20 protein-coding genes are annotated in these 22,854 nt (G+C 36.6%); all 20 read right to left on the bottom strand.

What is annotated here, in order from left to right; genetic code table 11:
• Nucleotides 1–2: 2 nt before the first annotated feature.
• The 20 genes from miaB to AC1Q8N_RS12500 all read right to left on the bottom strand — a co-directional run bounded on the left by miaB (nucleotide 3) and on the right by AC1Q8N_RS12500 (nucleotide 22,775).
• Nucleotides 3–1,532, bottom strand: a complete 1,530-nt coding sequence (gene miaB / locus AC1Q8N_RS12595) for a tRNA (N6-isopentenyl adenosine(37)-C2)-methylthiotransferase MiaB (protein ID WP_087985036.1) — start codon at nucleotides 1,530–1,532, stop codon at nucleotides 3–5.
• A 429-nt stretch (nucleotides 1,533–1,961) separates the two neighbouring features.
• Nucleotides 1,962–2,828 carry a 2-oxoacid:ferredoxin oxidoreductase subunit beta gene (locus AC1Q8N_RS12590; protein WP_000190158.1) on the bottom strand — a complete coding sequence of 289 codons (867 nt, stop codon included), beginning with the start codon at nucleotides 2,826–2,828 and terminating at the stop codon, nucleotides 1,962–1,964.
• The gene (locus AC1Q8N_RS12585; RefSeq protein WP_098079082.1) at nucleotides 2,815–4,572 is read right to left on the bottom strand and encodes a 2-oxoacid:acceptor oxidoreductase subunit alpha; all 1,758 of its coding nucleotides are present in this window, start codon (nucleotides 4,570–4,572) and stop codon (nucleotides 2,815–2,817) included. The genes AC1Q8N_RS12590 and AC1Q8N_RS12585 overlap by 14 nt, the downstream gene beginning before the upstream one ends.
• Nucleotides 4,573–4,799: 227 nt before the next feature.
• Nucleotides 4,800–5,723, bottom strand: coding sequence for a dipeptidase (locus AC1Q8N_RS12580; RefSeq protein WP_048545959.1), 924 nt, complete (start codon nucleotides 5,721–5,723; stop codon nucleotides 4,800–4,802).
• A gap of 58 nt (nucleotides 5,724–5,781) precedes the next feature.
• Nucleotides 5,782–6,042, bottom strand: a complete 261-nt coding sequence (gene spoVS / locus AC1Q8N_RS12575; RefSeq protein ID WP_000404341.1) for a stage V sporulation protein SpoVS — start codon at nucleotides 6,040–6,042, stop codon at nucleotides 5,782–5,784.
• Nucleotides 6,043–6,191: 149 nt separating this feature from the next.
• Nucleotides 6,192–6,986, bottom strand: a complete 795-nt coding sequence (locus AC1Q8N_RS12570; protein WP_001221093.1) for a TIGR00282 family metallophosphoesterase — start codon at nucleotides 6,984–6,986, stop codon at nucleotides 6,192–6,194.
• Nucleotides 6,987–7,140: 154 nt separating this feature from the next.
• Nucleotides 7,141–8,703: a ribonuclease Y gene (gene rny / locus AC1Q8N_RS12565; RefSeq protein WP_048545962.1), complete on the bottom strand. Its 1,563-nt coding sequence runs from the start codon at nucleotides 8,701–8,703 to the stop codon at nucleotides 7,141–7,143.
• A gap of 481 nt (nucleotides 8,704–9,184) precedes the next feature.
• The gene (recA, locus tag AC1Q8N_RS12560) at nucleotides 9,185–10,216 is read right to left on the bottom strand and encodes a recombinase RecA (RefSeq protein ID WP_048545964.1); all 1,032 of its coding nucleotides are present in this window, start codon (nucleotides 10,214–10,216) and stop codon (nucleotides 9,185–9,187) included.
• 142 nt (nucleotides 10,217–10,358) lie between these two features.
• Nucleotides 10,359–11,597 (bottom strand): competence/damage-inducible protein CinA, encoded by a 1,239-nt coding sequence (gene cinA / locus AC1Q8N_RS12555; RefSeq protein WP_098079080.1) that lies wholly within the window; start codon nucleotides 11,595–11,597, stop codon nucleotides 10,359–10,361.
• A gap of 20 nt (nucleotides 11,598–11,617) precedes the next feature.
• Nucleotides 11,618–12,196: a CDP-diacylglycerol--glycerol-3-phosphate 3-phosphatidyltransferase gene (gene pgsA / locus AC1Q8N_RS12550; protein WP_046956497.1), complete on the bottom strand. Its 579-nt coding sequence runs from the start codon at nucleotides 12,194–12,196 to the stop codon at nucleotides 11,618–11,620.
• A gap of 63 nt (nucleotides 12,197–12,259) precedes the next feature.
• On the bottom strand, nucleotides 12,260–13,171 hold the full coding sequence (locus AC1Q8N_RS12545; protein WP_000137490.1) for a helix-turn-helix domain-containing protein: 912 nt from the start codon (nucleotides 13,169–13,171) through the stop codon (nucleotides 12,260–12,262).
• 21 nt (nucleotides 13,172–13,192) lie between these two features.
• A complete protein-coding gene (locus tag AC1Q8N_RS12540; protein ID WP_000574107.1) occupies nucleotides 13,193–13,978 on the bottom strand; it encodes a DUF3388 domain-containing protein in 786 nt (261 codons plus the stop codon).
• A 139-nt stretch (nucleotides 13,979–14,117) separates the two neighbouring features.
• Nucleotides 14,118–14,366, bottom strand: a complete 249-nt coding sequence (locus AC1Q8N_RS12535; protein ID WP_000114455.1) for a DUF3243 domain-containing protein — start codon at nucleotides 14,364–14,366, stop codon at nucleotides 14,118–14,120.
• A 75-nt stretch (nucleotides 14,367–14,441) separates the two neighbouring features.
• Complete coding sequence (gene ymfI, locus AC1Q8N_RS12530) at nucleotides 14,442–15,155, bottom strand: elongation factor P 5-aminopentanone reductase (protein WP_000759593.1); 714 nt, start codon at nucleotides 15,153–15,155, stop codon at nucleotides 14,442–14,444.
• Nucleotides 15,156–15,254: 99 nt separating this feature from the next.
• Nucleotides 15,255–16,541, bottom strand: a complete 1,287-nt coding sequence (gene yfmH, locus AC1Q8N_RS12525; protein WP_048545969.1) for an EF-P 5-aminopentanol modification-associated protein YfmH — start codon at nucleotides 16,539–16,541, stop codon at nucleotides 15,255–15,257.
• Nucleotides 16,542–17,816, bottom strand: a complete 1,275-nt coding sequence (gene yfmF, locus AC1Q8N_RS12520; RefSeq protein WP_048545971.1) for an EF-P 5-aminopentanol modification-associated protein YfmF — start codon at nucleotides 17,814–17,816, stop codon at nucleotides 16,542–16,544. It lies immediately after the preceding gene.
• A 220-nt stretch (nucleotides 17,817–18,036) separates the two neighbouring features.
• A complete protein-coding gene (locus tag AC1Q8N_RS12515) occupies nucleotides 18,037–18,996 on the bottom strand; it encodes an ABC transporter permease (protein ID WP_000008857.1) in 960 nt (319 codons plus the stop codon).
• Complete coding sequence (locus AC1Q8N_RS12510) at nucleotides 18,997–20,055, bottom strand: ABC transporter permease (RefSeq protein ID WP_098079077.1); 1,059 nt, start codon at nucleotides 20,053–20,055, stop codon at nucleotides 18,997–18,999.
• Entirely contained in the window at nucleotides 20,048–21,580 is a 1,533-nt protein-coding gene (locus AC1Q8N_RS12505) for an ABC transporter ATP-binding protein (RefSeq protein ID WP_098132038.1), read from the bottom strand. The genes AC1Q8N_RS12510 and AC1Q8N_RS12505 overlap by 8 nt, the downstream gene beginning before the upstream one ends.
• Nucleotides 21,581–21,698: 118 nt before the next feature.
• Nucleotides 21,699–22,775, bottom strand: a complete 1,077-nt coding sequence (locus tag AC1Q8N_RS12500) for a BMP family lipoprotein (RefSeq protein WP_493521187.1) — start codon at nucleotides 22,773–22,775, stop codon at nucleotides 21,699–21,701.
• Nucleotides 22,776–22,854: the final 79 nt, after the last annotated feature.

The raw sequence follows: 22,854 nt of genomic DNA, 5'->3' as shown, positions 1-22,854 counted from the left end.
TATTATTCCACCTCAATCGGCTCTTCAACTAATTCCCCGTTAAGAGACCAAGTTTTTGCTTCCGTTACTTTTACTTTCACAAGCTGACCAATTAAAGATTTTGAAGCGACGAAGTTTACAAGTTTATTCGTACGAGTATAACCTGCGAGCACTTCTGGATTATTTTTACTTTCCCCATCAACTAACACTTCTACAATTTGACCTTTGTAACGATTATTCTTTTCAATTGCCAACGTATTTACTAGTGTATTTAAGCGTTGAAGACGTTCTTTTTTCACTTCCATCGGTACATTATCTTTCATTTTTGCAGCTGGTGTACCTTCGCGCGGAGAATAAATAAAGGTAAAGGCAGTATCAAATCCTACTTCACGATATAACGACATCGTTTCTTCAAATTGCTCATCTGTTTCATTCGGGAAACCAACGATAATATCAGTTGTGAATACTGCATTTGGAATTGCTTCTTTAATTTTTCTTACAAGTTCTAAATAATGCTCACGTGAATATTTGCGCGCCATAATTTTTAACATATCTGTGCTTCCAGATTGAACTGGTAAGTGAATATGTTCTACTAAGTTTCCACCTTTTCCAAGCACTTCAATTAAGTGATCATCGAAATCACGTGGATGGCTCGTTGTAAAACGAATACGGGCAATATCAACTTTACGAAGTTCGTCCATTAAATCGCCAAGACCGTATTCAAAATCTTCAAAGTCTTTACCATATGCATTTACGTTCTGGCCAAGTAATGTAATTTCTTTATAACCATTCGCAGCTAAATGACGAATTTCTTGGATAATGTCTTCTGGACGTCTGCTTCGCTCTTTTCCACGTGTATACGGCACGATACAATATGTACAGAACTTATCACAGCCATACATAATATTTACCCAAGCTTTAATATCACCACGGCGTACTTTCGGAAGGTTTTCAATTACATCCCCTTCTTTTGACCAAACTTCAACTACCGTCTCCTTCGAGAACATCGCATCTTTAAGAATATACGGCAATCTATGAATATTATGCGTTCCAAACACCATATCTACATGCTGATTTTTTTGCATAATTTTATTTACAACAGATTCTTCTTGAGACATACAACCACATACACCAATTAAAAGGTCCGGATTTCTTCTTTTTAATGACTTTAAATGACCTAGTTCACCGAAAACTTTATTTTCAGCATTTTCACGAATTGCACAAGTATTTAATAAAACTACATCTGCATCTTCAGTTGAAAAGGTTGGCTCATATCCAAGTGCGGTGAAAATACCCGCCATTACTTCCGTATCATGCTCATTCATTTGACAACCATATGTACGAATATAGAACTTTCTTCCTGTACCAAAATTGCGAAATTCTTCAGATAAGCCAAAATCCCGTTCAATTTTAACTTCTTCTTTCCCTCGTTTTTTCGCGTCTTTTAAGGAAGGTGGTTGGTATACACTTTCAAAGTATTTACTATAATCTTTCTCTTCTTTTTTCGTAGAGGAATTTGCTTGTCGACTTGCTAATCGTTGTTGCTCGTTCATTGGTAATCTCCTTTCACCCTTAACTATACACACTCTATAGTCCATTTTAATGCGCTTTGACTCACCTCAAAAATGGTTAGATAGCTTGAGAGATAACTTGTCCTTTGAAACTTGAGTAATCAATCTAATCATTCATAAGAATGAAGTCTTCCCCACACAAATAGACATTCCCTTTTCATACTTCTTTTTGTCCTATCCAAAAGCATATTGCTTTATCCCTATAAACATTACCATAGTATGAAGCGTTACGCCAATTTTAACAAGAAAAAGGCTCTGTCTGATCTTACATTTCATCAGCAATGAACTCGCCATTTTCATACAACGATTTATATATTATTTTATCATTCTGAATTTTCTAAGTAAACAAGACTATCCTATATTTTTTACTCATAAAAAAAGGTTACCAAATGGCAACCTCCTCTTCTTACACTACATAAATTCAGCTACGAGTTCATCAAACATTTTCTGATCCATATTTAAATCAGCTTGCACTAAAGGCTTCTCACTATAGCCTTTTACAAGTTCTTGGTATGAAGGTTGCGCTGTATTTTGATATATTAAACCTGTTACTAATCCGTTATTTTCCATTAACGTTTGCATAGCCATCATGCGATTAGACGGATCATATCCCTCTACTGTACTTAGTTTTGTTAAATTCTCTTTAAACCAATCGTAAGTATTTACTTTATTGTAAGTAACACATGGGCTGTATACGTTAATTAATGAAAATCCTTTATGGTTAATACCAGCTTCAATAATTTGTGTTAGTTCTTTTAAATCACTTGAAAAGCTTTGCGCCACAAATGTAGCACCAGCTGTTAAAGCCATTTCCATAACATTTAGTGACGGTTCAATTGAACCTTGTGGTGTGCTTTTCGTTTTAAATCCAGCTTCACTACGCGGTGAAGTTTGCCCTTTTGTTAATCCGTAAATTTGGTTATCCATTACGATGTACGTAATGTCGATGTTACGACGAATAGAATGGATTGTATGTCCCATACCAATCGCAAATCCATCACCGTCACCACCTGATGCGATAACTGTTAAATCACGATTTGCCATTTTCACACCTTGTGCAATTGGAAGGGCACGACCATGAATACTATGCACACCATATGAATTAATATAACCTGAAATACGACCTGAACAGCCGATACCGGAGATAACAGCAAGTTCATCTGGATTTAAACCAACGTTAGCTGCCGCACGTTGAATTGCAGCTTGCACCGAGAAGTCTCCGCAACCTGGGCACCAGTTTGGTTTTACGCTGTTACGAAAGTCCTTAAATGTTGCCATTTAATACAACCCCTTTTTTGCATTCGTTGTAAATCTCTTTCGGCAAGAATGGGTTCCCATCATATTTTAAAAGACTAGAAATTTTCTCACCGTTACCAAGATTCATTTTCATAATGTTAGCAAGCTGACCTGTTGCGTTGTTTTCTACCACTACAACACGCGTCGCATTTTTCACAAGTGGATCGATTTCAGCTGTTGGGAACGGGTGAACTAAACGTACATGAGCATGGTTTACTTTCATACCCTCTTGTTCTAAGCGCTCCATTGCCTCTTCGATTGCACCACGAGTTGAGTTAAACCCAACAAGCAATACGTCCGCTTCTTTATGCTTAACATTTTTATAGACAGGGGTGTTAAACTTCAAGTTCTCCATTTTACGGAAACGTTTGTCCATTTGATCTTTACGGTTTATTGCTGATTCAGATGGTTTACCAGTTTCATCATGTTCTACACCTGTAACATGGTGAACACCATTTTTCATACCAGGTAAAACACGTGGTGAAACGCCATCTTCGGTTACTTCATAACGCTTGAAGTATGCTTTATTTTCACGTTCTGGTAATTCCGCTTCTAAATCAAGCTTACCGCGACGAATTTCCACCTTATCTAACGTAAGCGGTTCTACAGTTTGTTTTCCTAGAGAAAGCTGTAAATCCGTTAAGAAAATAACAGGTACTTGATATTCTTCAGCTAGGTTAAATGCTTCTACAATATCATAGAAAGCTTCTTCAACTGTACTTGGCGCCATTACGATTTTTGGAATCTCACCGTGCGTACCGTAAATCATCGCCATTAAATCCGACTGCTCTTGTTTCGTTGGTAATCCTGTACTTGGACCACCACGTTGTGTATCCACAATTACTAATGGTGTTTCTGTAATCCCCGCTAAACCAATCGCTTCCATCATTAAAGATAGACCCGGACCAGCAGATGCAGTTAATGTACGAACACCAGCATAGTTTGCACCGATTGCCATTGTACAAGCTGCAATTTCATCCTCAGTTTGGATTACTGTTCCGCCAACTTTTGGTAATTTTTTAATTAAGTATTCCATAATTTCAGATGCAGGTGTAATTGGATATGCAGACATAAAGCGAGCACCACCAGCTACCGCACCAAATGCGATTGCATCGTTTCCAATCATAAACATGCGTTTCTTACCATCAGCTTTTTCAAGCTGCATCATGTTAACTTTCTCACCTAGCAACTCTTTCATATATTGAGAGCCACGTTTAATTGCGTCCATATTCTTTTGAACGACTTGCTCTCCTTTACGACCAAAGATCTCTTCAACAACATTTAAATAAGCTGTTTCATCTAATCCTAATACCGCACTTGATGCCCCAACAGCAACCATGTTTTTCATTAATGATGTACCTAATTCTGAAGCAATATCTGTAAACGGTATCACATATAGATTTACATCTGTATTATCAGGTATTGTTGGATTAAATTTCGCATCCGCAACTACAATTCCACCTGGACGTAGTTCGTGGAAGTTAAAATCAATTGTTTCTTGATCAAAAGCAATTAAAATATCTAAATCATCTGAGATCGCGCGTACTTCTGTTGTACTTACACGAATTTTATTATTTGTATGGCCGCCTTTAATACGTGATGAGAAGTGGCGGTAACCGTATAGGTAATATCCTAATCGGTTTAATGCAATACAGAAGATTTCTCCTGTACTTTCAATTCCTTCACCTTGTTGGCCTCCAACTTTCCATGAAAGTTGACTAATCATCTCCTACACCCCTTTTGGCTGCATTCATTGTAGTGTATTTTTTTACAGTAATAGTTTAGCATTTTTTATACAAATAAACTACAACGGACGCAAATTATGCCTCTTCTGATTTCCCTGAATCTTTAGTATAAAGCTATTTTGTTTTTCATTCTAGTATTAGGTCTTAAAAAAAGCAATAATATCAAATGAATTAATTCTAATTTTTCTGGATTTTTAAAACAAAAATCTTAAAAGCTTATATGTTCAACAAAATTATCATATAAAAATCGCTCTACAGTAGATGCAGCATAGTGTTTACAAAGCTCATTAATTACATTTTCATATTCTCCATACGTTGATACATTTACAACTGTTTCTAATATCCCATCAAAATCCGAACCAAACCCTATATTGTTCTCTCCACCTAATGAACAAATATATTCGATATGTTTTACTATATCTGCTATATTCGCTTGTTTTTCACTTATTAGAAACTGTGGTACGAAAGTAACACCGATCATGCTATTTCGCTTTATAAGAGCTCTAAGTTGTTCATCGTTTAAATTACGTGGGTGCTGACAAAGTTTCGTACAATTAGAATGGGAGGCAATAGGATTTTTTGCAATTTCTATCACATCCCAAAAGCTTCTTTCATTCAGATGCGACACATCGGTCCATACATGTAACGTATTAAGTTCTTGTACAACATGTTTACCAAAGGTCGTTAAACCCGCCCCACGTGTCTCTAGCGCACCATCAGCTAATAAATTGGCATAATTCCATGTTAGTCCAAATGAACGTACTCCTAGACGATAAAACAACCGTAATTTCATTGCATCTTTTCCAATTGCTTCGCATCCTTCTAGTGTTAATATCGCTCCAATCTCGTCCTGTTTTAACATGTTAATATCATCTTTTGTCTGAATAAACTTTACACCCGGTAATGATAAAATTTCATTATAAAAAATATCTACCATTTGTAATGCCACTTCAAATCGTTTTTCGTATAGCACCGTTTCTGGCACATATATAGCAAAACATTGTATACTTCCTTTTCTTTTCTTTAACTGTTCAAATGTAATATGTAATTGCGGATCGTTTTTAAAATCCTTTTTCCCCTGTGCACTCCATAACCGAAAGAGTACATCACAATGAGCATCAAAAATTTTCATTTCCATTCCTCCATTATAAAAACAACCTGTTTGCATACTGCAAACAGGTTGTTTAAACTTAACGAGGTTCTACAATTAATTTTATTGCTGTACGCTCTTCCCCATCAATCATAATATCTGTGAACGCTGGGATACAAATCAGGTCTAAACCACTAGGCGCTACAAATCCTCTTGCAATTGCTACTGCCTTTACCGCTTGGTTCAATGCACCTGCACCAATGGCTTGAATTTCTGCTGTTCCGCGTTCGCGAATAACACCTGCAAGTGCACCAGCTACAGAATTAGGGACCGACGTTGCTTTAACTTTTAATATTTCCATTCCGCGTTTCCTCCTCGTTTCTATAAAAAGTATTAGCAATTATTTCACTTTAACTTATATTCACGAGGAATGACGCGTATTCCTGCTAAATTTCTGTAATTTTTCTAAAAAATTAAAAAATAATAACTTTTCTAAATCTTACCCGGAAATTACTCAAAAAATGGCTGATCATCATTAATTAAGATACGCTGGATTTTCTTAGCTTTTCCTGTATTAGGATCCACATCAACTAGCACTGCACTTAATTGTGTTCTACCACTTGTCACTTCAAATCGTACTGGTAAGTTTGTTAAAAACTTCTTCAATACCGCTTCTCGATCCATACCTAAAATCCCATCGTAAGGACCTGTCATACCAACATCTGTGATATATGCAGTTCCGCTTGGTAAAATACGATTATCTGCTGTAGGAACATGTGTATGTGTACCCACTACTGCTGTAGCACGACCATCTACATACCAACCTAACGCTTGTTTTTCACTTGTAGTTTCCGCATGAAAATCAATAAAGATAATATTCGTACGTTTTTTTGCAATGTTAATTAATTCATCCACTTTACGGAATGGACAATCAATTGGAGGAAGGAATGTACGTCCTTGTAGGTTAATAACTGCCACTTCTGTTCCATTGCAGTTCACAAAGATAAGTCCTTTCCCTGGAGTTCCTTCTGGGAAGTTAGCTGGTCTTGCAAGATATTTTGCATCATCAATAAATTCAAATACTTCACGGTTATCCCAAGCGTGGTTTCCAAGTGTAACCGCTTGTGCCCCGCATTCTAAAAAGTTTCGATATATTTTTTCCGTAATTCCACGTCCACCTGCTGCATTTTCTCCATTAATAATGGTTACTGTAGGTGTATATTTCTTCTTTAATGCCGGTACGTATTGTTGAATCATACCTCTACCAGGAGATCCTACTACATCCCCAACAAATAATATTCTCATATGTCTTACCCTTCCTATGTACTACATTTTTTATTACTATAGCTTCAAGTGATTTCCTTACAATATATTTATTATAAGTTTGTTTCACTTGTATACTAATTCCCTTTATTTTAACCAATTCCAACACAAAAAAATAAAGTGGTGTTTCACCACTTTATTTTGCGTATTCCACTGCACGTGTTTCACGAATAACAGTTACTTTAATATGTCCTGGGTAATCCAGTTCATTCTCAATACGTTTTCGAATATCACGAGCTAAACGATGAGCTTCTAAATCATCAATTGTATCTGGTTTTACCAGAATACGAACTTCTCGTCCTGCTTGAATTGCGAAAGATTTTTCTACGCCTTCATAAGACTCTGAAATCTCTTCCAACTTTTCAAGACGACGAATATAGTTCTCAAGTGTTTCACTACGAGCTCCAGGTCTTGCAGCTGATAATGCATCTGCTGCTGCAACTAAAACTGCAATGATAGAAGTTGGTTCTGTGTCCCCATGGTGAGATGCAATACTGTTTATAACTACAGGATGCTCTTTATACTTCGTTGCGAGTTCGACACCAATTTCAACGTGGCTACCTTCTACTTCATGATCAATTGCTTTACCGATATCATGTAATAGACCAGCACGTCTTGCTAGTTTTTCATCCTCACCAAGCTCCGCTGCCATAAGTCCAGTTAAATATGCAACTTCCATAGAGTGTTTTAAGACGTTTTGTCCGTAACTTGTACGGTATTTTAAACGACCTAAAATCTTAATTAAATCTGGATGTAATCCGTGAACACCCACTTCAAACGTTGTTTGCTCTCCGACTTCGCGAATATACTCGTCCACTTCACGTCTTGATTTTTCGACCATCTCTTCAATACGCGCTGGGTGAATACGTCCGTCCTGTACTAGTTTATCAAGAGCGATACGAGCTGTTTCACGACGAATTGGGTCGAATCCAGAAAGGATAACCGCTTCTGGTGTATCATCGATAATTAGGTCAATACCTGTTAACGTTTCTAACGTACGAATATTTCGACCTTCACGTCCGATAATACGTCCCTTCATTTCGTCATTTGGAAGATTTACAACCGAAACGGTTGTTTCAGCAACATGATCAGCTGCACACCTTTGCATTGCAAGAGATAAAATCTCTTTTGCTTTCTTATCCGCTTCTTCTTTCGCACGAACTTCACTTTCTTTTACCATTACGGCAATTTCATGAGAAACTTCACTTTCTACTTTACCAAGAATAATTGCTTTCGCTTGTTCGCGTGTCAGATTGGAAATGCGCTCTAATTCTGTTTGTTGCTTTTGAACTAACTCTCCCACTTTGCTTTCCAACTCTTCAATCTGTTGTTGTCTCGCTACAAGAGATTCCTCTTTCTTTTCTAACTGTCGCTCGCGTTTATCGAGCGTTTCGTCTTTACGATCAAGGTTCTCTTCTTTTTGCATTAAACGATTTTCTTGTTTTTGTAATTCGCTTCTACGGTCACGAATTTCTAATTCAGCTTCTGTACGAAGTGTATGAATTTCATCCTTTGCTTCTAAAAGCGCCTCTTTCTTAAGTGCTTCAGCCTCACGATTCGCTTCGTCTAGAATACGTTTCGCTTCGTTAGCTGCACCATTAATCTTCGCTTCAGCAATAGACTTTCGAACAAAAAAGCCAACAACTGCACCGACTGTTGCAAGCAAAATGGAGATGAGTATCCAAACTGTACTACTCATGATTTCACCTCCCCTTGCTATGAATGAAAAAAGACTGTCGGCATGTACATTGAATACCAACATACAGCAAAGACCGTCGTCCCGCTTTTTTAAGGGACTTTCTTCATTTCACAATTAAAATGTCATATTATTATTTCGGCAAGATTTAAGTCTTACTCCGAATATTACTTCTCTTCTTGAGAAGAGTGTTTCGTATATAAGAAAAAATATACATTCTCATTGTATCTATCGCAATTTTCATTGTCAAGCGTTGTCTACTTTTACTTTCTTTACCTTCAGCTCTAATTCATATATGAATTTAAAAAGAAGACAGCATATTATCCTGGAAAACCTTAGTGAATTCCAGTTTATGCATACAAAACATGCATATATCCCTCTTTATACATAGCCTTTTAGGCAGATTAAATATTTTATCTCCAACGATATACAACGCTTTCATAATAATTAAAAATAAAAGACACGGAACCGTGTCTTTTATTTTTTAATCTTGAAGATTTGAATCTTCCGTTTCTTCAGCACCAGAGTCTTCACCAATTCCGTGATGGTCACGAACAAAGAAGGCAATTTCCTCTCTTAAATCCGTATTCTCTTTTAAGAATTGCTTCGAATTTTCACGACCTTGCCCTAAACGCTCTTCATTATAAGAGTACCAAGCACCACTCTTTTGAACGATATCAAGTTCAGAAGCCATATCTAAGATTTCACCTTCTCTTGAAATACCTTCTCCGTACATAATATCAACTTCAGCAACACGGAATGGTGGTGCCACTTTATTTTTAACTACTTTTACTTTTGTTTTATTACCAACGATGTCGTTACCTTGCTTTAATTGCTCCGCACGACGCACTTCAAGACGAACTGTTGAATAGAATTTCAACGCACGACCACCTGGAGTTGTTTCTGGGTTCCCGAACATAACCCCAACTTTTTCACGAATTTGGTTAATAAAGATTGCGATTGTTTTTGATTTATTGATTGCACCTGACAGCTTACGAAGTGCTTGAGACATTAAACGAGCTTGTAGACCTACGTGTGAGTCACCCATGTCTCCTTCAATCTCAGCTTTCGGTACAAGAGCTGCTACAGAGTCAATTACGATAATATCAACCGCGCCACTTCGTACAAGTGCTTCTGCGATTTCTAGTCCTTGCTCCCCTGTATCAGGTTGTGATAATAGTAATTCATCTATGTTAACGCCTAATTTTTGTGCATATACAGGATCCATTGCATGCTCCGCATCAATAAACGCTGCTTGTCCACCTTGACGCTGTACTTCCGCGATTGCGTGTAATGAAACTGTTGTTTTACCTGAACTTTCTGGTCCATAAATTTCGATAATACGGCCACGTGGGTATCCGCCTACCCCTAATGCCACATCAAGTGCTAAAGAACCACTTGAAATTGTAGAAATTCTACGCTCCGCTTGTTCTCCTAATTTCATAATTGAACCTTTACCGAATTGCTTCTCTATTTGTTTTAACGCCATATCTAACGCCGCTTGACGATCACTCATTCAAAATTCCTCCTTAACTCAATTGCTAATCTTATTATACCTATTTTCAATTCAATTTGCCAACAAAATCGAACATTTATTCGATTTTTTTATTTTCCATTAAATAAAAATGAGTTTAACCATAAAAAAAGCTAGAAGAAACTTATATCTCTTCTAGCTTTTTATATAAATGATAAAATCCATATTTCACCGAACGTTCCCTAATTTGTTGACGACTTCCACTTAAAATAAGAGGAAAGACTACAGTTGGTTCATCCTTAATCGCCAATCCAACGAATACTGTTCCCGGCTCTTTATGTTCTGAAGCATCCGGTCCTGCTACCCCAGTGAAACTAATTCCGATATCCGCTTTTAATAAGCCCTTAACATTTTCAGCAAGATAACGAGCACATTCTTTACTAACTGCACCATCAGTAGACAACACTTCCGCAGGTACATGTAAAACATGTTGCTTCACATCATTATGATAACAAATGATACCGCCTTTAAATACTGAAGACACACCAGCACTTTCTGTTACTTGATTGCCAAAGAGACCACCGGTTAAACTTTCTGCACACGCTAAAGTTAATCCTTTTTTCTTCAATAACTCTATCGCCTTATCATGCAGAAACTCTTGATCATACCCGTAGAAAAATTTTCCTACTCTTTCTAAAATCAAATCTTCCATATGCTGAATGCGTTTCGCAGCTTCATCAGCATTTTGATGTTTGGCAGTTAAACGTAGTGTCACTTCTCCATCATTCGCAAGGGGGGCGATTGTCGGGTTCGTTTGTCCATCAATTAAATCTTGAACTTTCACTTCTAATTGAGATTCCCCGATCCCGAAAAAGCGAAGCACACGAGAATAAATGTTTTCTCCTGTTGTAAAGTTACGTAAAAAAGGCTCTACATAACTTATATACATCGGCTTCATCTCTTTCGGTGGTCCTGGTAATAAAATATAAACTTTCCTGTTCTTATTTAACCCCATACCAGGTGCCATGCCGTGATCATTCGCAAATACAGTTGCTCCATTCAAAACGAGCGCTTGCTTTTTATTATTCTCTGTGAACTCGCGACCTGTACGCTTAAAGTACTCGCTTATCGATGCTAATGCCTTTTCATCATATACAAGCTCTTCACCCAAACTAGAAGATATCGTTTCTTTCGTCAAATCATCTTTTGTCGGGCCTAATCCACCTGTGAAAATAAGTATGTCAGCACGTTCTTCCGCAACTTCAATCGCCTGCTGTAATCGCTTGTTATTATCTCCAACTACAGTATGGTAGTACACATTAATTCCGATTGAAGCTAACTTTTCAGATAAAAACTGGGCATTTGTATTTGCAATTTGTCCAAGTAATAATTCAGTTCCAACCGCAATAATTTCAGCATTCATCCCAATTCCCCCATAAACTTCTATTTTGAGTTTACAAAAGCAGCTCTATTTTTCCAGAAATAATCCCACCCTGAAATAACAGTAAAGATTAATGCAATCCATATGAAAATATCAGCAACTGGGATATGGATTAAATTTAAAGGTACATCGTGTAATAAATACGCCGCAATTGCAATAATTTGTGTCCACGTCTTAATTTTCCCTAACTGATTTGCTGCCACTACTTCTCCTGTTCCAGCAAGTACAAGGCGTAAACCAGTTACTGCAAACTCACGGCTGATAATTACAATAACGATCCAAGCAGGTACGTATTGCATCTCAACTAATGTAATAAGCGCTGCTGAAACAAGTAATTTATCAGCTAACGGGTCAAGAAACTTCCCTAAATTCGTTACAAGATTATACTTTCTTGCGTAATGTCCATCAATCCAATCTGTAGCCGAAGCAATAATAAAGATAAGTGCCCCTACTAAATGTTGAATTGGTAAATCAACATCACCAATTGTGTATGAACCCCAATCAAAGGGCGCTAACATAATTACCATAAAAATTGGAATTAAGAAGATTCTAGATATTGTAATTTTATTTGGTAAATTCACAGCTATTCCTCCATCATATCAAAAACATTTGTTCATTGAAAAAAGTCATCGAGGCGATGACTATTATTGTGCAGGTTGCCCTATCCCTTGGTTTTTTATCACCAATCTTTGGTGAAGTTCTTTTTCTGGATCCAATGGATAAGCGACCACTTGGCCATTCAGTTTAACTTCAACATTCGTTGCATTCCCAATATTAAGTCGCACTTCTTTTAATGTTGATACATCACGTTTTTCTATTTGGCCCTCTTGTACTGTAGCGTTTAGAATCACATTCCCCGCATCATCTTTAACGTCTACATAACTCGCACCTTTACCCGATATTTCCAGTTCTAATGTTTTATTGTTATGAATTTCCAAAGTAGATACTTTACCAGTTGTACCAACTACTTTTACTTCTTCTTGTCCCGTTGGTTGTGCTGGTTGTTCCTCTTTCTTTGGCTCTTCTTTCTTTGGTTCCTCTTTTTTCGGCTCTTCCGCTTTCACTTCATCTTTCTTCGTATCTAACGGCGAGTTTTCTGCTTTTTTAACTTCAATTTTCTCACTTTGAGCATTCGGAACTTTCTCATCACCTTTTCCAGTTAACGCTTGGAAAACAAACCAAATTACCACTCCAAATGCAATAACTAATAGCGCAACTAAAACTTTCGGCATATGATCTGCAATTGGCCATGATGAAGATTTTTGCATTGTTTCTTGTGTTTTCTGTCCTGTTGATACTTGTGGAACGTCGCGTTTTTCAGATTGTGGTATCGTACTCTGATATTCTACAAGCAGTTCCTCTCCATTTAACCCAACCGCATCTGCGTATTGTTTAATGAATGCACGCGCATAAAAAGCTCCGGGCAATACATCATAATTGCCTTCCTCAATCGCTACTAAATGGCGTTTTTGAATTTTTGTAATCTCATGCAGCTGATCCATAGACAAGCCCTTCGTTCCTCTTGCTTCTTTCAGCTTTTGTCCTAATTCTGTCACTACTAACACCTCAATATTTCTTTAAAAGTCAAACATAGAGAAATTATTTTGCGTACCTTGCTCAATTTCATCTACTAAATTATATTGAATTTCTTCATCATAATCGTTACGCAACTCGATAATATAATCAAAATCATCCAATGTGTATTCTGACTGACTCACAAATACGTCAGGATGTTCCACAACTTTCGTTGCAGGTAATCTCATAATTTCACGAACAAGCTGCCAATGCCTTTCGTTAGCACGCTTTGTTGACACGATTCCATCTAAGATAAAAATATTGTCGTCGCTATACTCATCTTCAATCAATTGACTACGAACAGTTTGCTTAATAAGAGTAGATGATACAAATAACCATCTTTTATTTGCACAAACACTTGCGGCAACAATGGATTCTGTTTTTCCGACACGAGGCATTCCTCGTATCCCGATTAGTTTATGACCTTCTTTTTTCATTATTTCAGCCATAAAGTCTACAAGTAACCCTAATTCATCACGTACAAATCGAAATGTCTTCTTATCATCTGCATCTCGTTGTATGTACCTACCATGTCTAACCGCTAGCTTATCTCTTAGCTTTGGCGGACGATATTTCGTTACCGTTATGTTATCCATCGTATTTAAAATTGATTCAAGTCTAGAGATTTGCTCTTGATTATCACACATAAGGAGTAATCCACGTCGTGCATTATCTACACCATTAATTGTGACAATATTAATGCCGAGCATACCGATTAACGAAGAAACGTCACCAAGCAAGCCAGGTCGGTTTTTATGTATTTCATATTCAAAATACCATTCAATCATCCAAGATCACTCCCCTTGCTTACTTTACACCTACGTACTATATTATATGATTTCACCTTAATAGGGAAGCTAAATGTATAATCTATCCCGTTCAATTATTATACAAAAAAAATAGAGAGGAGAATCTCCTCTCTATTTTTTACTTATGCTGTACAAACTTCACCATTAAGTTTGCGATTGTATGTTGCTCTTGTTCATCAGCAACTTTCCAAAGCTCAGACAATAATTTCTCTTGATCGTTGCGCGCTTCTACTTCATTTGCTAAATAATCTCCAACACGAAATGCCATATCTGATACAGCACCACCATCAAGACCTTTTCCTGATGCCTGTTCTAAACGTTCTCCTAAAAAGCTCTTCCATTGATCAAAATTATCTAAAACTGACATGTGTAAGCACCTCACTACTTAGTAATAGAATCATGCTTAATTTGTACAGTTTTTCATTTTTTATGTAAGAAATTTTTAGCAATGCCAACCACCATTTACTCCGATAATTTGTCCAGTTATGTAAGATGCTCCTGGTGATACGAGGAATGACACTGTTTTCGCTACCTCTTCTGGTAGTCCCAACCTGCCTAACGGGATCTCTTCAGCAATTTCATTCTTATCCTCTTCTGAAAATACTTGTAACATTTCCGTTTCAATTGCACCTGGCGCCACCGCGTTAACCCTTAATCCACTTAATGAAACTTCTTTCGCTAAAGCTTTCACATATGAATTTTGTGCACCTTTTACCATCGAGTAAAGCACTTCACATGATGCGCCGATTTGGCCCCATATAGAAGAAACAAGTACAATATTACCACTTCTCCGCTGAATCATAGATGGCAGCGCCCTTGATAATAATTTATAAATACTCTTCACTTGAAGTTCTACCATATAATTCAATTCATCGTTCGTTACATCTGTTACGAGTCCAAAGATACTCTTCCCAGCTGCGTATACGATAACATCAAGAGGATGTTCAATTTGTTCCCACAACTGCTCTGCCCCATCAGTAGAAGCTAAATTCGCTTGAACAGGAATCACTTCACCCCATTCTTTCTGCAACTCGTTCACTTTCTCTTCACCGTTATTATAATGAACATATACTGTATATCCATCTTGAATTAATTGTTTTGAAATAGCAGAGCCAATCCCTCCGCTTCCTCCAGTTACTAATGCATACTTTTTCATACAATTCCTCTCTTATTTCAACAAAATCTTTCTCCTATAAATAATACCCTCATCTTACAATTTATCAATGATAAGATGAGGGTATTATTATGAAATCTTTTATTTTTTCGGTAAAACTTGACAAACACTCATTTTCTCTTCTGATAATAATAATTTGGCTACTTCTTGTAAATCTTGAACAGTTAAACTTTCTAATACAGTCAATGCCTCAAACAGACTAGATTCATTAAACGCATATCGTGTAAATTGATTTGCAATATATTCCGGCGAATTCAACGAGCGTAAAAAGCCACCTATTTTCTTTTTCTTTACTCGTTCTAATGCCACCTCATCTAATTGATCATAATTTGTATTTAGTAAAATGCTTTTCAAACGCTCTTCCAGCTCATCAGGTTGCTTCGTATCGCCGCCAACCATTGCAAAACCGAAGTTATTCTCTTCCGTATAATCATACGAGAACGAATCATCAATAAGACCTTCATTATATAAAGATTCGTAATGAACGGAGCTTTTCCCAAATAAATAATCTAAAAGTAACGTAAGCGCAATTTCTTGTTTTAAAAGGGCTTTCCCTTTTTCTTTTAAATTTGTCGCTTTAATACCAACTAAACATTTCGGTGTTTGTACAGGCATGGAAATAATTTTCTTCTTTTCATTTACCTCATCTGGTTCTTCTTCAAATGAACGTACAATTTCTGGCTGGTTTTTATAATCTTTTTTCGCTTGATTTTCACGTACTAAATCCATTGTTTTCTCTGGATCAATTGCCCCCACAACGAACAATAACATATTGCTCGGATGATAAAATGTTTCATAACATTCATATAATAAGTCTTTCGTAATTTTACTAATAGACTCGATTGTCCCTGCAATATCAATTTTAATTGGGTGCTTCACAAACAAGCTATCAATTAATCCAAAGTATAAGCGCCAATCTGGATTATCTTGATACATTTGAATTTCTTGCCCAATAATCCCCTTCTCTTTTTCAACTGTTTTTTCAGAGAAGTAAGGCTCTTGTACGAAGTTTAACAATGTATTTAAATTTTGTTCTACATTTGATGTACATGAAAACAGGTAAGCTGTTCTTGTGAAAGATGTGAAAGCATTTGCTGATGCTCCTTGTTTACTAAACAATTGGAAAGCATCGTGATCTTCTTTTTCAAATAATTTATGTTCAAGAAAATGAGCAATTCCATCAGGCACACGAACCATTTCTTCTTTACCTAATGGTACGAATGTATTATCCATAGAACCATATTTTGTCGTAAACGTTGCAAATGTTTTATTAAATCCTTGCTTTGGTAAAATATATACATCTAATCCATTAGGAAGTTTTTCATAATAGAGTGTCTCTTTTAATTGCTCATAAACAATTTTCTCCATTTATTCTCCCTCCGTTCCTTGTAAAAAGTAAATTGTATCTAGTTCAATATTTTTAGCAACTTTCACAATCTCTTCTTTCGTCACACTTTCAATGCCTGTAAGCCATTCTTCAACCGGACGCGTACGATCTGAAATAATACCATGATACAGCATCTCCACAAATCCGCGTGGTGTATCAATCGCCTCTAATATTTGATTTTGAATAACACTTTTCGTTTGATGCATCTCTTCTTCAGAAAAATCACCATTTTGCATCGCTAACATTTGTTCTTTAATAATCTCAACAGCTTTTTCATAATTTTTCGCTTCGATCCCTGACATGACAAACAATAAGCCTTTATGACTTTCAAAGCGGGATGCCGCATAGTACGCTAAACTATTTTTTTCACGAACGTTAACGAATAACTTCGAATGAGAAAATCCTCCAAACAATCCATTGAACAATTGTAGCGCAAAATAATCTTCGTCTTTATACGTAATAAATGTACGATAACCAATGTGTAATTTACTTTGTTTTAATTCTTGTTTTTCAACAACTTCTTTTTCTTCATTATTTCTCTTATGAAGAAGTACATTTCTTTCTCTCGCAGGACGCGCTGAAATAGAAAAATACTTACTTACAAGATCCACTGCGTTTTCTGAAATATCACCAATAATGTATAGATCCATTTCATCTTCTGCTAACACTTTTTGATAATATTGATACAAACTTTCATTTGTAATAGAAGAAACAATCTCTTTTTTCCCATGTGCACTTAAACGATACGGTTCTACTTTGCACATTTCTTCAATTAAACGCTCGTTTGCATAGCGCATTTTATCATCGTACGTAGCTTCAATTCGTTGCAAGAGCGCTCTCTTTTCACTTTCTACGATAGAAGGTAAAAAACCATTCCCCTCTGTTGCTGGATGTAAAACGATATCCGATAACATAGAAAGCGCTTTTTCAAATAGCGGTGGTGCATCATGTAAATATACTTCATTTGCAATGTCTACATAAATAGAGATAATATGGTCTTCTCCTTTTTTACTTACATCTACTGCCAAAGAAGATCCGTATAATTCTTCTAAATATTGACGAAGACGAATTACAGAAGGAAGCTTTTCTGTCGCACTTTGCAATACGTATGGCAATAGGGCACGCTCTGTCACCGTCTCCTCATTTAAAGGTGCTTTAAAACGAAATACAAAAGTATTTGTTTTATATTTATCAGTCGGAATAATATGTACTCGCAAACCACCTAACTCATGTAACTGTTGTTCCATTAGTTTCATTTATAGCCCTCCTTTACGTATATAGGAATATTCCTCTTCAATATACAGTTTTTAGAAATGAAAAATCAACTTTTCTTCCTCACTATACTTACATGAGGCTCTTTCTAAAAACTTTCATATGTAAGGAACATAGTAAAATTCCGTATTACATATATTCTATGTAAAAAAGCCCGCACTAATGTGCGAGCTTTTTTATACTTATAAAATACTTATAAAATACTTATCGTTTTCCTTTTTCATAAGGAGTTCCTAATGCTTTCGGAGCTTCAGAACGGCCTACAAAACCGACAAGTGCTAATATTGTGAATACATATGGTAATATCGTTAATAAAACACTTGGAATTTGATCTAATACAGGAATTGTTCCACCTGTTACACTAAGAGATTGCGCAAAACCAAAGAATAGAGCTGCACCTAGTGCGCCTAGTGGATTCCACTTTCCAAAAATCATAGCCGCTAAAGCTAAGAAACCTTGTCCTGTAATAGTTGCCCCTGAGAAGTTATTAGAAATTGACATTGCAAAAATCGCTCCACCAATTCCAGCAAACACACCTGATATACAGACTCCAATATAGCGCATTTTATATACGTTAATCCCCATCGTATCCGCAGCCATTGGGTGTTCACCAACAGCACGTAGACGAAGACCGAACGGTGTTTTATAAATAACATACCAAACAACGAATGCTAAAATAATGGCAATATACGACGTTATTGGTACGTTCGAGAAAAATATTTTCCCTAAAACCGGAATATCCGAAAGGCCTGGAATATCAATCTTTTCAATACGATACTGAATAAAGTCAGTCTGCCCTTTATCAAAAATCTTCTTAATTGCAAATACTGTTAAACCAAGAGATAAGAAGTTAATTGCTACACCACTTACAACTTGATCCGCTCGGAATGTAATAGATGCTACCGCATGAAGTAATGCAAATAACCCACTACCAATTGCCGCAAATAATAACGCAATCCACGGAGTCATCGTGCCCCATGTATCACCCATTAATAAGTTTGTAACAACTCCAATAAATGCACCAAATAGCATTAGTCCTTCTAATCCAATATTTACAACACCTGATCGTTCACTAAATACACCACCTAGTGCTGTAAAAATTATAGGTGCTGATGTATATAACGTACCCGTCACAAGAATGGCTAATATATCTAAAAAGCTCATTTATTTCCCCTCCTTGCTCATGCGTGTAAGCGCCCATCTTAACACATAACTACATGCAACAAAGAAGATGATACATGCAATAATCACATTAATAAGCTCTGATGGTACATCTGCCTCAAAGTTCATTTGAGGGGAAGCACTTTTCAAACCACCAAATAATAAAGCTGAAAGGATAATACCAAACGGATTATTCCCCCCAAGTAAGGCTACGGCAATCCCGTCAAATCCTACTCCTGTAAACGAAGACATTGCTGTCATACTTTGGAATGTTCCTAACCCTTCCATCGCACCGCCAATCCCTGCAAATGCACCAGCAATTGTCATAGAGAATACTACATTGCGAGAAACTTTCATACCAGCATATTGGGAGGCATGTTGATTAAATCCTACCGACTTTAATTCATACCCTAAAGTTGTTCGATCTAATAAGAACCACATTAAAATAGCGATTAAAATTGCTACAACAATTCCCCAGTGAAGGCGCGAACCGTCAGTGATGGAAGCAAGCCAGTCTGAAGATAATGACGCACTCGCTTTGATGTCGTACGTTTTATCATTACCCTCGTGCAAGAAACGCTTAATAATGTCATATGTTACGTATAACGCAATATAGTTCATCATAATCGTTACAATAACTTCATTAACTTGAAATTTCCCCTTTAAATATCCAGGGATGAAACCCCAAATTCCACCTACCAATGCTGCAAATAAAATTGATAACGGAATGTGAAGAACAGCTGGTAGCGAAACTGCATAACCGAACCAAACTGCTGCAAGCCAACCAACTAGCAATTGGCCCTCTACCCCGATATTAAATAAACCTGTTCGAAATGCAAACGCCACTGATAAACCAGCAAGAATAAGCGGGATCATTGTACGAAGCGTTTCACCAATCGCACTTGCGCTACCGAACATTCCTGTCCAAAGTGCACTATAACCAACAATTGGATCATAGCCACTAACTAGCATTACAATTGCTCCGACAAGTAAGCCAAAAATAACGGATAGTACTGGGACTAAAATATTTATCGTTCGTTCTGTTAAAAGTTTTTTAGCCATTTGTACCCACCTGCTCCTTCTTTGTTCCTCCAGCCATTAACAATCCAAGCTGTTGTTCATTCGTTTCTTTCGCATCAACAATTGCTACAATTTTCCCTTCATAAATAACAGCAATTCGGTCACTAACATTTAAGATTTCATCTAACTCTAGTGATAAAAGTAATACACCTTTTCCTTTATCCCTTTGCTCTATTAATCTCTTATGAATAAATTCAATTGCTCCTACATCTAAACCACGTGTTGGCTGTGCCGCGATTAATAAATCTGGATCACGGTCTACTTCACGTGCAATAATTGCTTTTTGTTGATTCCCCCCAGATAAAGCGCGCGCTAACGTTTGCTCACTAGGTGTACGTACATCAAACTGTTCAATAAGTGCCTTTGCTTTTTCTGTAATTTTACTAAAATTTAAAATCCCTTTCTTTGAAAACGGATTTTTATAGTACGTTTGCAGAACTATATTATCTCTAACAGAAAAATCAAGAACAAGGCCGTGTTTATGACGATCTTCTGGAATATGACCAATTCCTTCTTCTGTTATTCTTCTAACAGGCCAATTTGTTATTTCTTTTCCTCTAATTGCAATAGAACCTGACTCAACTTTTCGTAAACCAGTAATCGCTTCTATTAATTCACTTTGTCCGTTTCCATCAATTCCTGCAATCCCAACAATTTCCCCCGCACGAACAGTTAAGTCAAGGCCTTTTACAGCAGGTAGTTGACGTGCATCGTGAACAACAAGGTTTGCAATTGAAAGTACCTCTTCTTTTGGCTTCGCGTCTATTTTTTCTGTTTTAAAATTCACTTGACGTCCGACCATTAATTCTGCAAGTTTATTTTCATCCGTATTTGCAACGTCAACCGTTCCAATCCCTTTTCCTTTACGAATAATCGTACAACGATCGCAAACTTCCATAATTTCTTTCAACTTATGTGTAATAAGAACGATAGATTTTCCTTCTTGCACAAGCTTTTTCATAATTTGAATTAGCTCATGAATTTCTTGTGGTGTTAACACAGCTGTCGGTTCATCAAATATTAAAATTTCTGCACCGCGGTAAAGAGTTTTCAAAATCTCAACACGCTGTTGCATACCAACTGAAATATCCTGTATTTTCGCATATGGATCTACAGCTAAGCCGTATTGTTCAGACAGTTTTTGAATTTCTTTAGCAGCTTCTTCAACAGCAATTTTCCCTTTTTTCTTCGGTTCATTTCCGAGAATAATATTCTCTGTAACTGTAAAATTATGAACAAGCATAAAGTGCTGATGAACCATTCCAATACCAAGGTCATTTGCCACATTCGGATTGGTAATGTTTACAGACTTTCCATTAATTTTAATTTCACCTTGTTCTGGTTGGTACAAACCAAATAGTACATTCATCAATGTGGATTTCCCTGCACCATTTTCGCCAAGTAAAGCATGTATCTCACCCTGCTTTACTTGCAGCGTAATATCATCATTCGCTACAATGCCTGGGAATACTTTCGTAATGTTATTCATCTCAATTACGTATTCCATTTTGTTCCTCCTTTTAACAGGGAACATTCCCCTATTACACTATTAACTTATTAAGCAATTCGGAAGTTTTATACATACAAAGGTTAGTTCTATGAACTAACCTTTGCTATTTCTCTATTTATTTTTTTAGAGAAGCTTCATATTCTTTATACTCTTTATCTGTAGCTGGTACTTTAATTTCACCGTCTGTAATTTTCTTTTCAAATTCTTCTACTTTTGTTAAAATTTCAGAGTTAACTTTTTTCACGTTATCAGTTGTTTTTGAAATACCAATACCGTCATCTTTTAAGCCAAACGCTTCAATTTTTCCACCTTTTAACTTTCCATCTTTTGCTTCTTTAGCTACTTTTTCTACAGCTACATCAACGCGTTTTATCATTGAAGTTAATGTTACATTCTCAGGCATACCTTCTTGATGTTGGTCACGGTCAACACCGATTACCCAAACATTTTCACCTTTTTTCTTGCGATTTTTCGCTTCAGTGAACACACCGTTACCTGTACCACCAGCAGCATGATAAATTACATCTACGCCTTGACCGTACATTGCTGAAGCAAGAACTGTACCTTTTTCAGGCTTATCGAATGCTTCTGCATATTCAGATACGATTTCAATGTTTGGATTTACTGCCTTTGCACCAGCTTTAAATCCATTTTCAAATTTACTAATTAAATCACTCTTCATTCCACCAACAAATCCTACTTTATTCGATTTTGTTGACATAGCCGCTACCGCACCTACAAGGAATGATCCTTCATGATCTTTAAATGTAATGCTCGTTACGTTCGGTGCATCTACAACAGTATCCACAATTGCGAATTGTTGTTTTGGAGCTTCTTTTGCTACTTCTTTAATTGCACCTTCTAATTTATAACCGATTCCGAAAGATAAATCATACTTATCTTTTGAAAATTTCTTTAAGTTTGGAATATAATCTGCTTCTTTTTCAGACTGTAGGTAACGATAATTTGTCTTTTCCTTTAATCCATTATCTTTACCAAACTTTTTCAAACCTTCCCAAGAAGATTGGTTGAATGATTTATCATCAACACCCCCAACATCCGTTACCATACCAACTTTGAATTCTTTATCTTCTTTCTTGTCACTACTCGCCTTATCCGAGTTACCACATGCACCTAAAACCGCGCTTGCTGCTAATGTTAATGATAATAAAAGACCTGTTTTTTTCTTCATACTAGAAACCCCTCCTAAAATTATATATATCTCTTTATTCTTACGCTGCTGTCCCTAACTTCTTGCTGTCACCTCCCTA

Source organism: Bacillus sp. GW823-FHT06B01 (assembly GCF_058952315.1).
The sequence above is the reverse complement of the archived record's forward strand: the minus strand, read 5'-3'. Positions and strand labels throughout refer to the sequence as shown.

Bases quoted from the DNA above. Each gene is read 5' to 3' on its own strand.
- rny (WP_048545962.1), bottom strand. From the start codon at position 8,703: ATGAGTAGTACAGTTTGGATACTCATCTCCATTTTGCTTGCAACAGTC.
- miaB (WP_087985036.1), bottom strand. From the start codon at position 1,532: ATGAACGAGCAACAACGATTAGCAAGTCGACAAGCAAATTCCTCTACG.
- yfmF (WP_048545971.1), bottom strand. From the start codon at position 17,816: ATGAAACTAATGGAACAACAGTTACATGAGTTAGGTGGTTTGCGAGTA.
- AC1Q8N_RS12505 (WP_098132038.1), bottom strand. From the start codon at position 21,580: ATGGAATACGTAATTGAGATGAATAACATTACGAAAGTATTCCCAGGC.
- AC1Q8N_RS12535 (WP_000114455.1), bottom strand. From the start codon at position 14,366: ATGTCAGTTTTAGATAATTTTGATCAATGGAAGAGCTTTTTAGGAGAA.
- AC1Q8N_RS12570 (WP_001221093.1), bottom strand. From the start codon at position 6,986: ATGAGAATATTATTTGTTGGGGATGTAGTAGGATCTCCTGGTAGAGGT.
- AC1Q8N_RS12515 (WP_000008857.1), bottom strand. From the start codon at position 18,996: ATGAGCTTTTTAGATATATTAGCCATTCTTGTGACGGGTACGTTATAT.
- AC1Q8N_RS12540 (WP_000574107.1), bottom strand. From the start codon at position 13,978: ATGATTGAATGGTATTTTGAATATGAAATACATAAAAACCGACCTGGC.
- AC1Q8N_RS12580 (WP_048545959.1), bottom strand. From the start codon at position 5,723: ATGAAAATTTTTGATGCTCATTGTGATGTACTCTTTCGGTTATGGAGT.
- AC1Q8N_RS12590 (WP_000190158.1), bottom strand. From the start codon at position 2,828: ATGGCAACATTTAAGGACTTTCGTAACAGCGTAAAACCAAACTGGTGC.
- cinA (WP_098079080.1), bottom strand. From the start codon at position 11,597: ATGAATGCTGAAATTATTGCGGTTGGAACTGAATTATTACTTGGACAA.
- spoVS (WP_000404341.1), bottom strand. From the start codon at position 6,042: ATGGAAATATTAAAAGTTAAAGCAACGTCGGTCCCTAATTCTGTAGCT.
- yfmH (WP_048545969.1), bottom strand. From the start codon at position 16,541: ATGGAGAAAATTGTTTATGAGCAATTAAAAGAGACACTCTATTATGAA.
- ymfI (WP_000759593.1), bottom strand. From the start codon at position 15,155: ATGAAAAAGTATGCATTAGTAACTGGAGGAAGCGGAGGGATTGGCTCT.
- recA (WP_048545964.1), bottom strand. From the start codon at position 10,216: ATGAGTGATCGTCAAGCGGCGTTAGATATGGCGTTAAAACAAATAGAG.
- AC1Q8N_RS12585 (WP_098079082.1), bottom strand. From the start codon at position 4,572: ATGATTAGTCAACTTTCATGGAAAGTTGGAGGCCAACAAGGTGAAGGA.
- AC1Q8N_RS12500 (WP_493521187.1), bottom strand. From the start codon at position 22,775: ATGAAGAAAAAAACAGGTCTTTTATTATCATTAACATTAGCAGCAAGC.
- AC1Q8N_RS12510 (WP_098079077.1), bottom strand. From the start codon at position 20,055: ATGGCTAAAAAACTTTTAACAGAACGAACGATAAATATTTTAGTCCCA.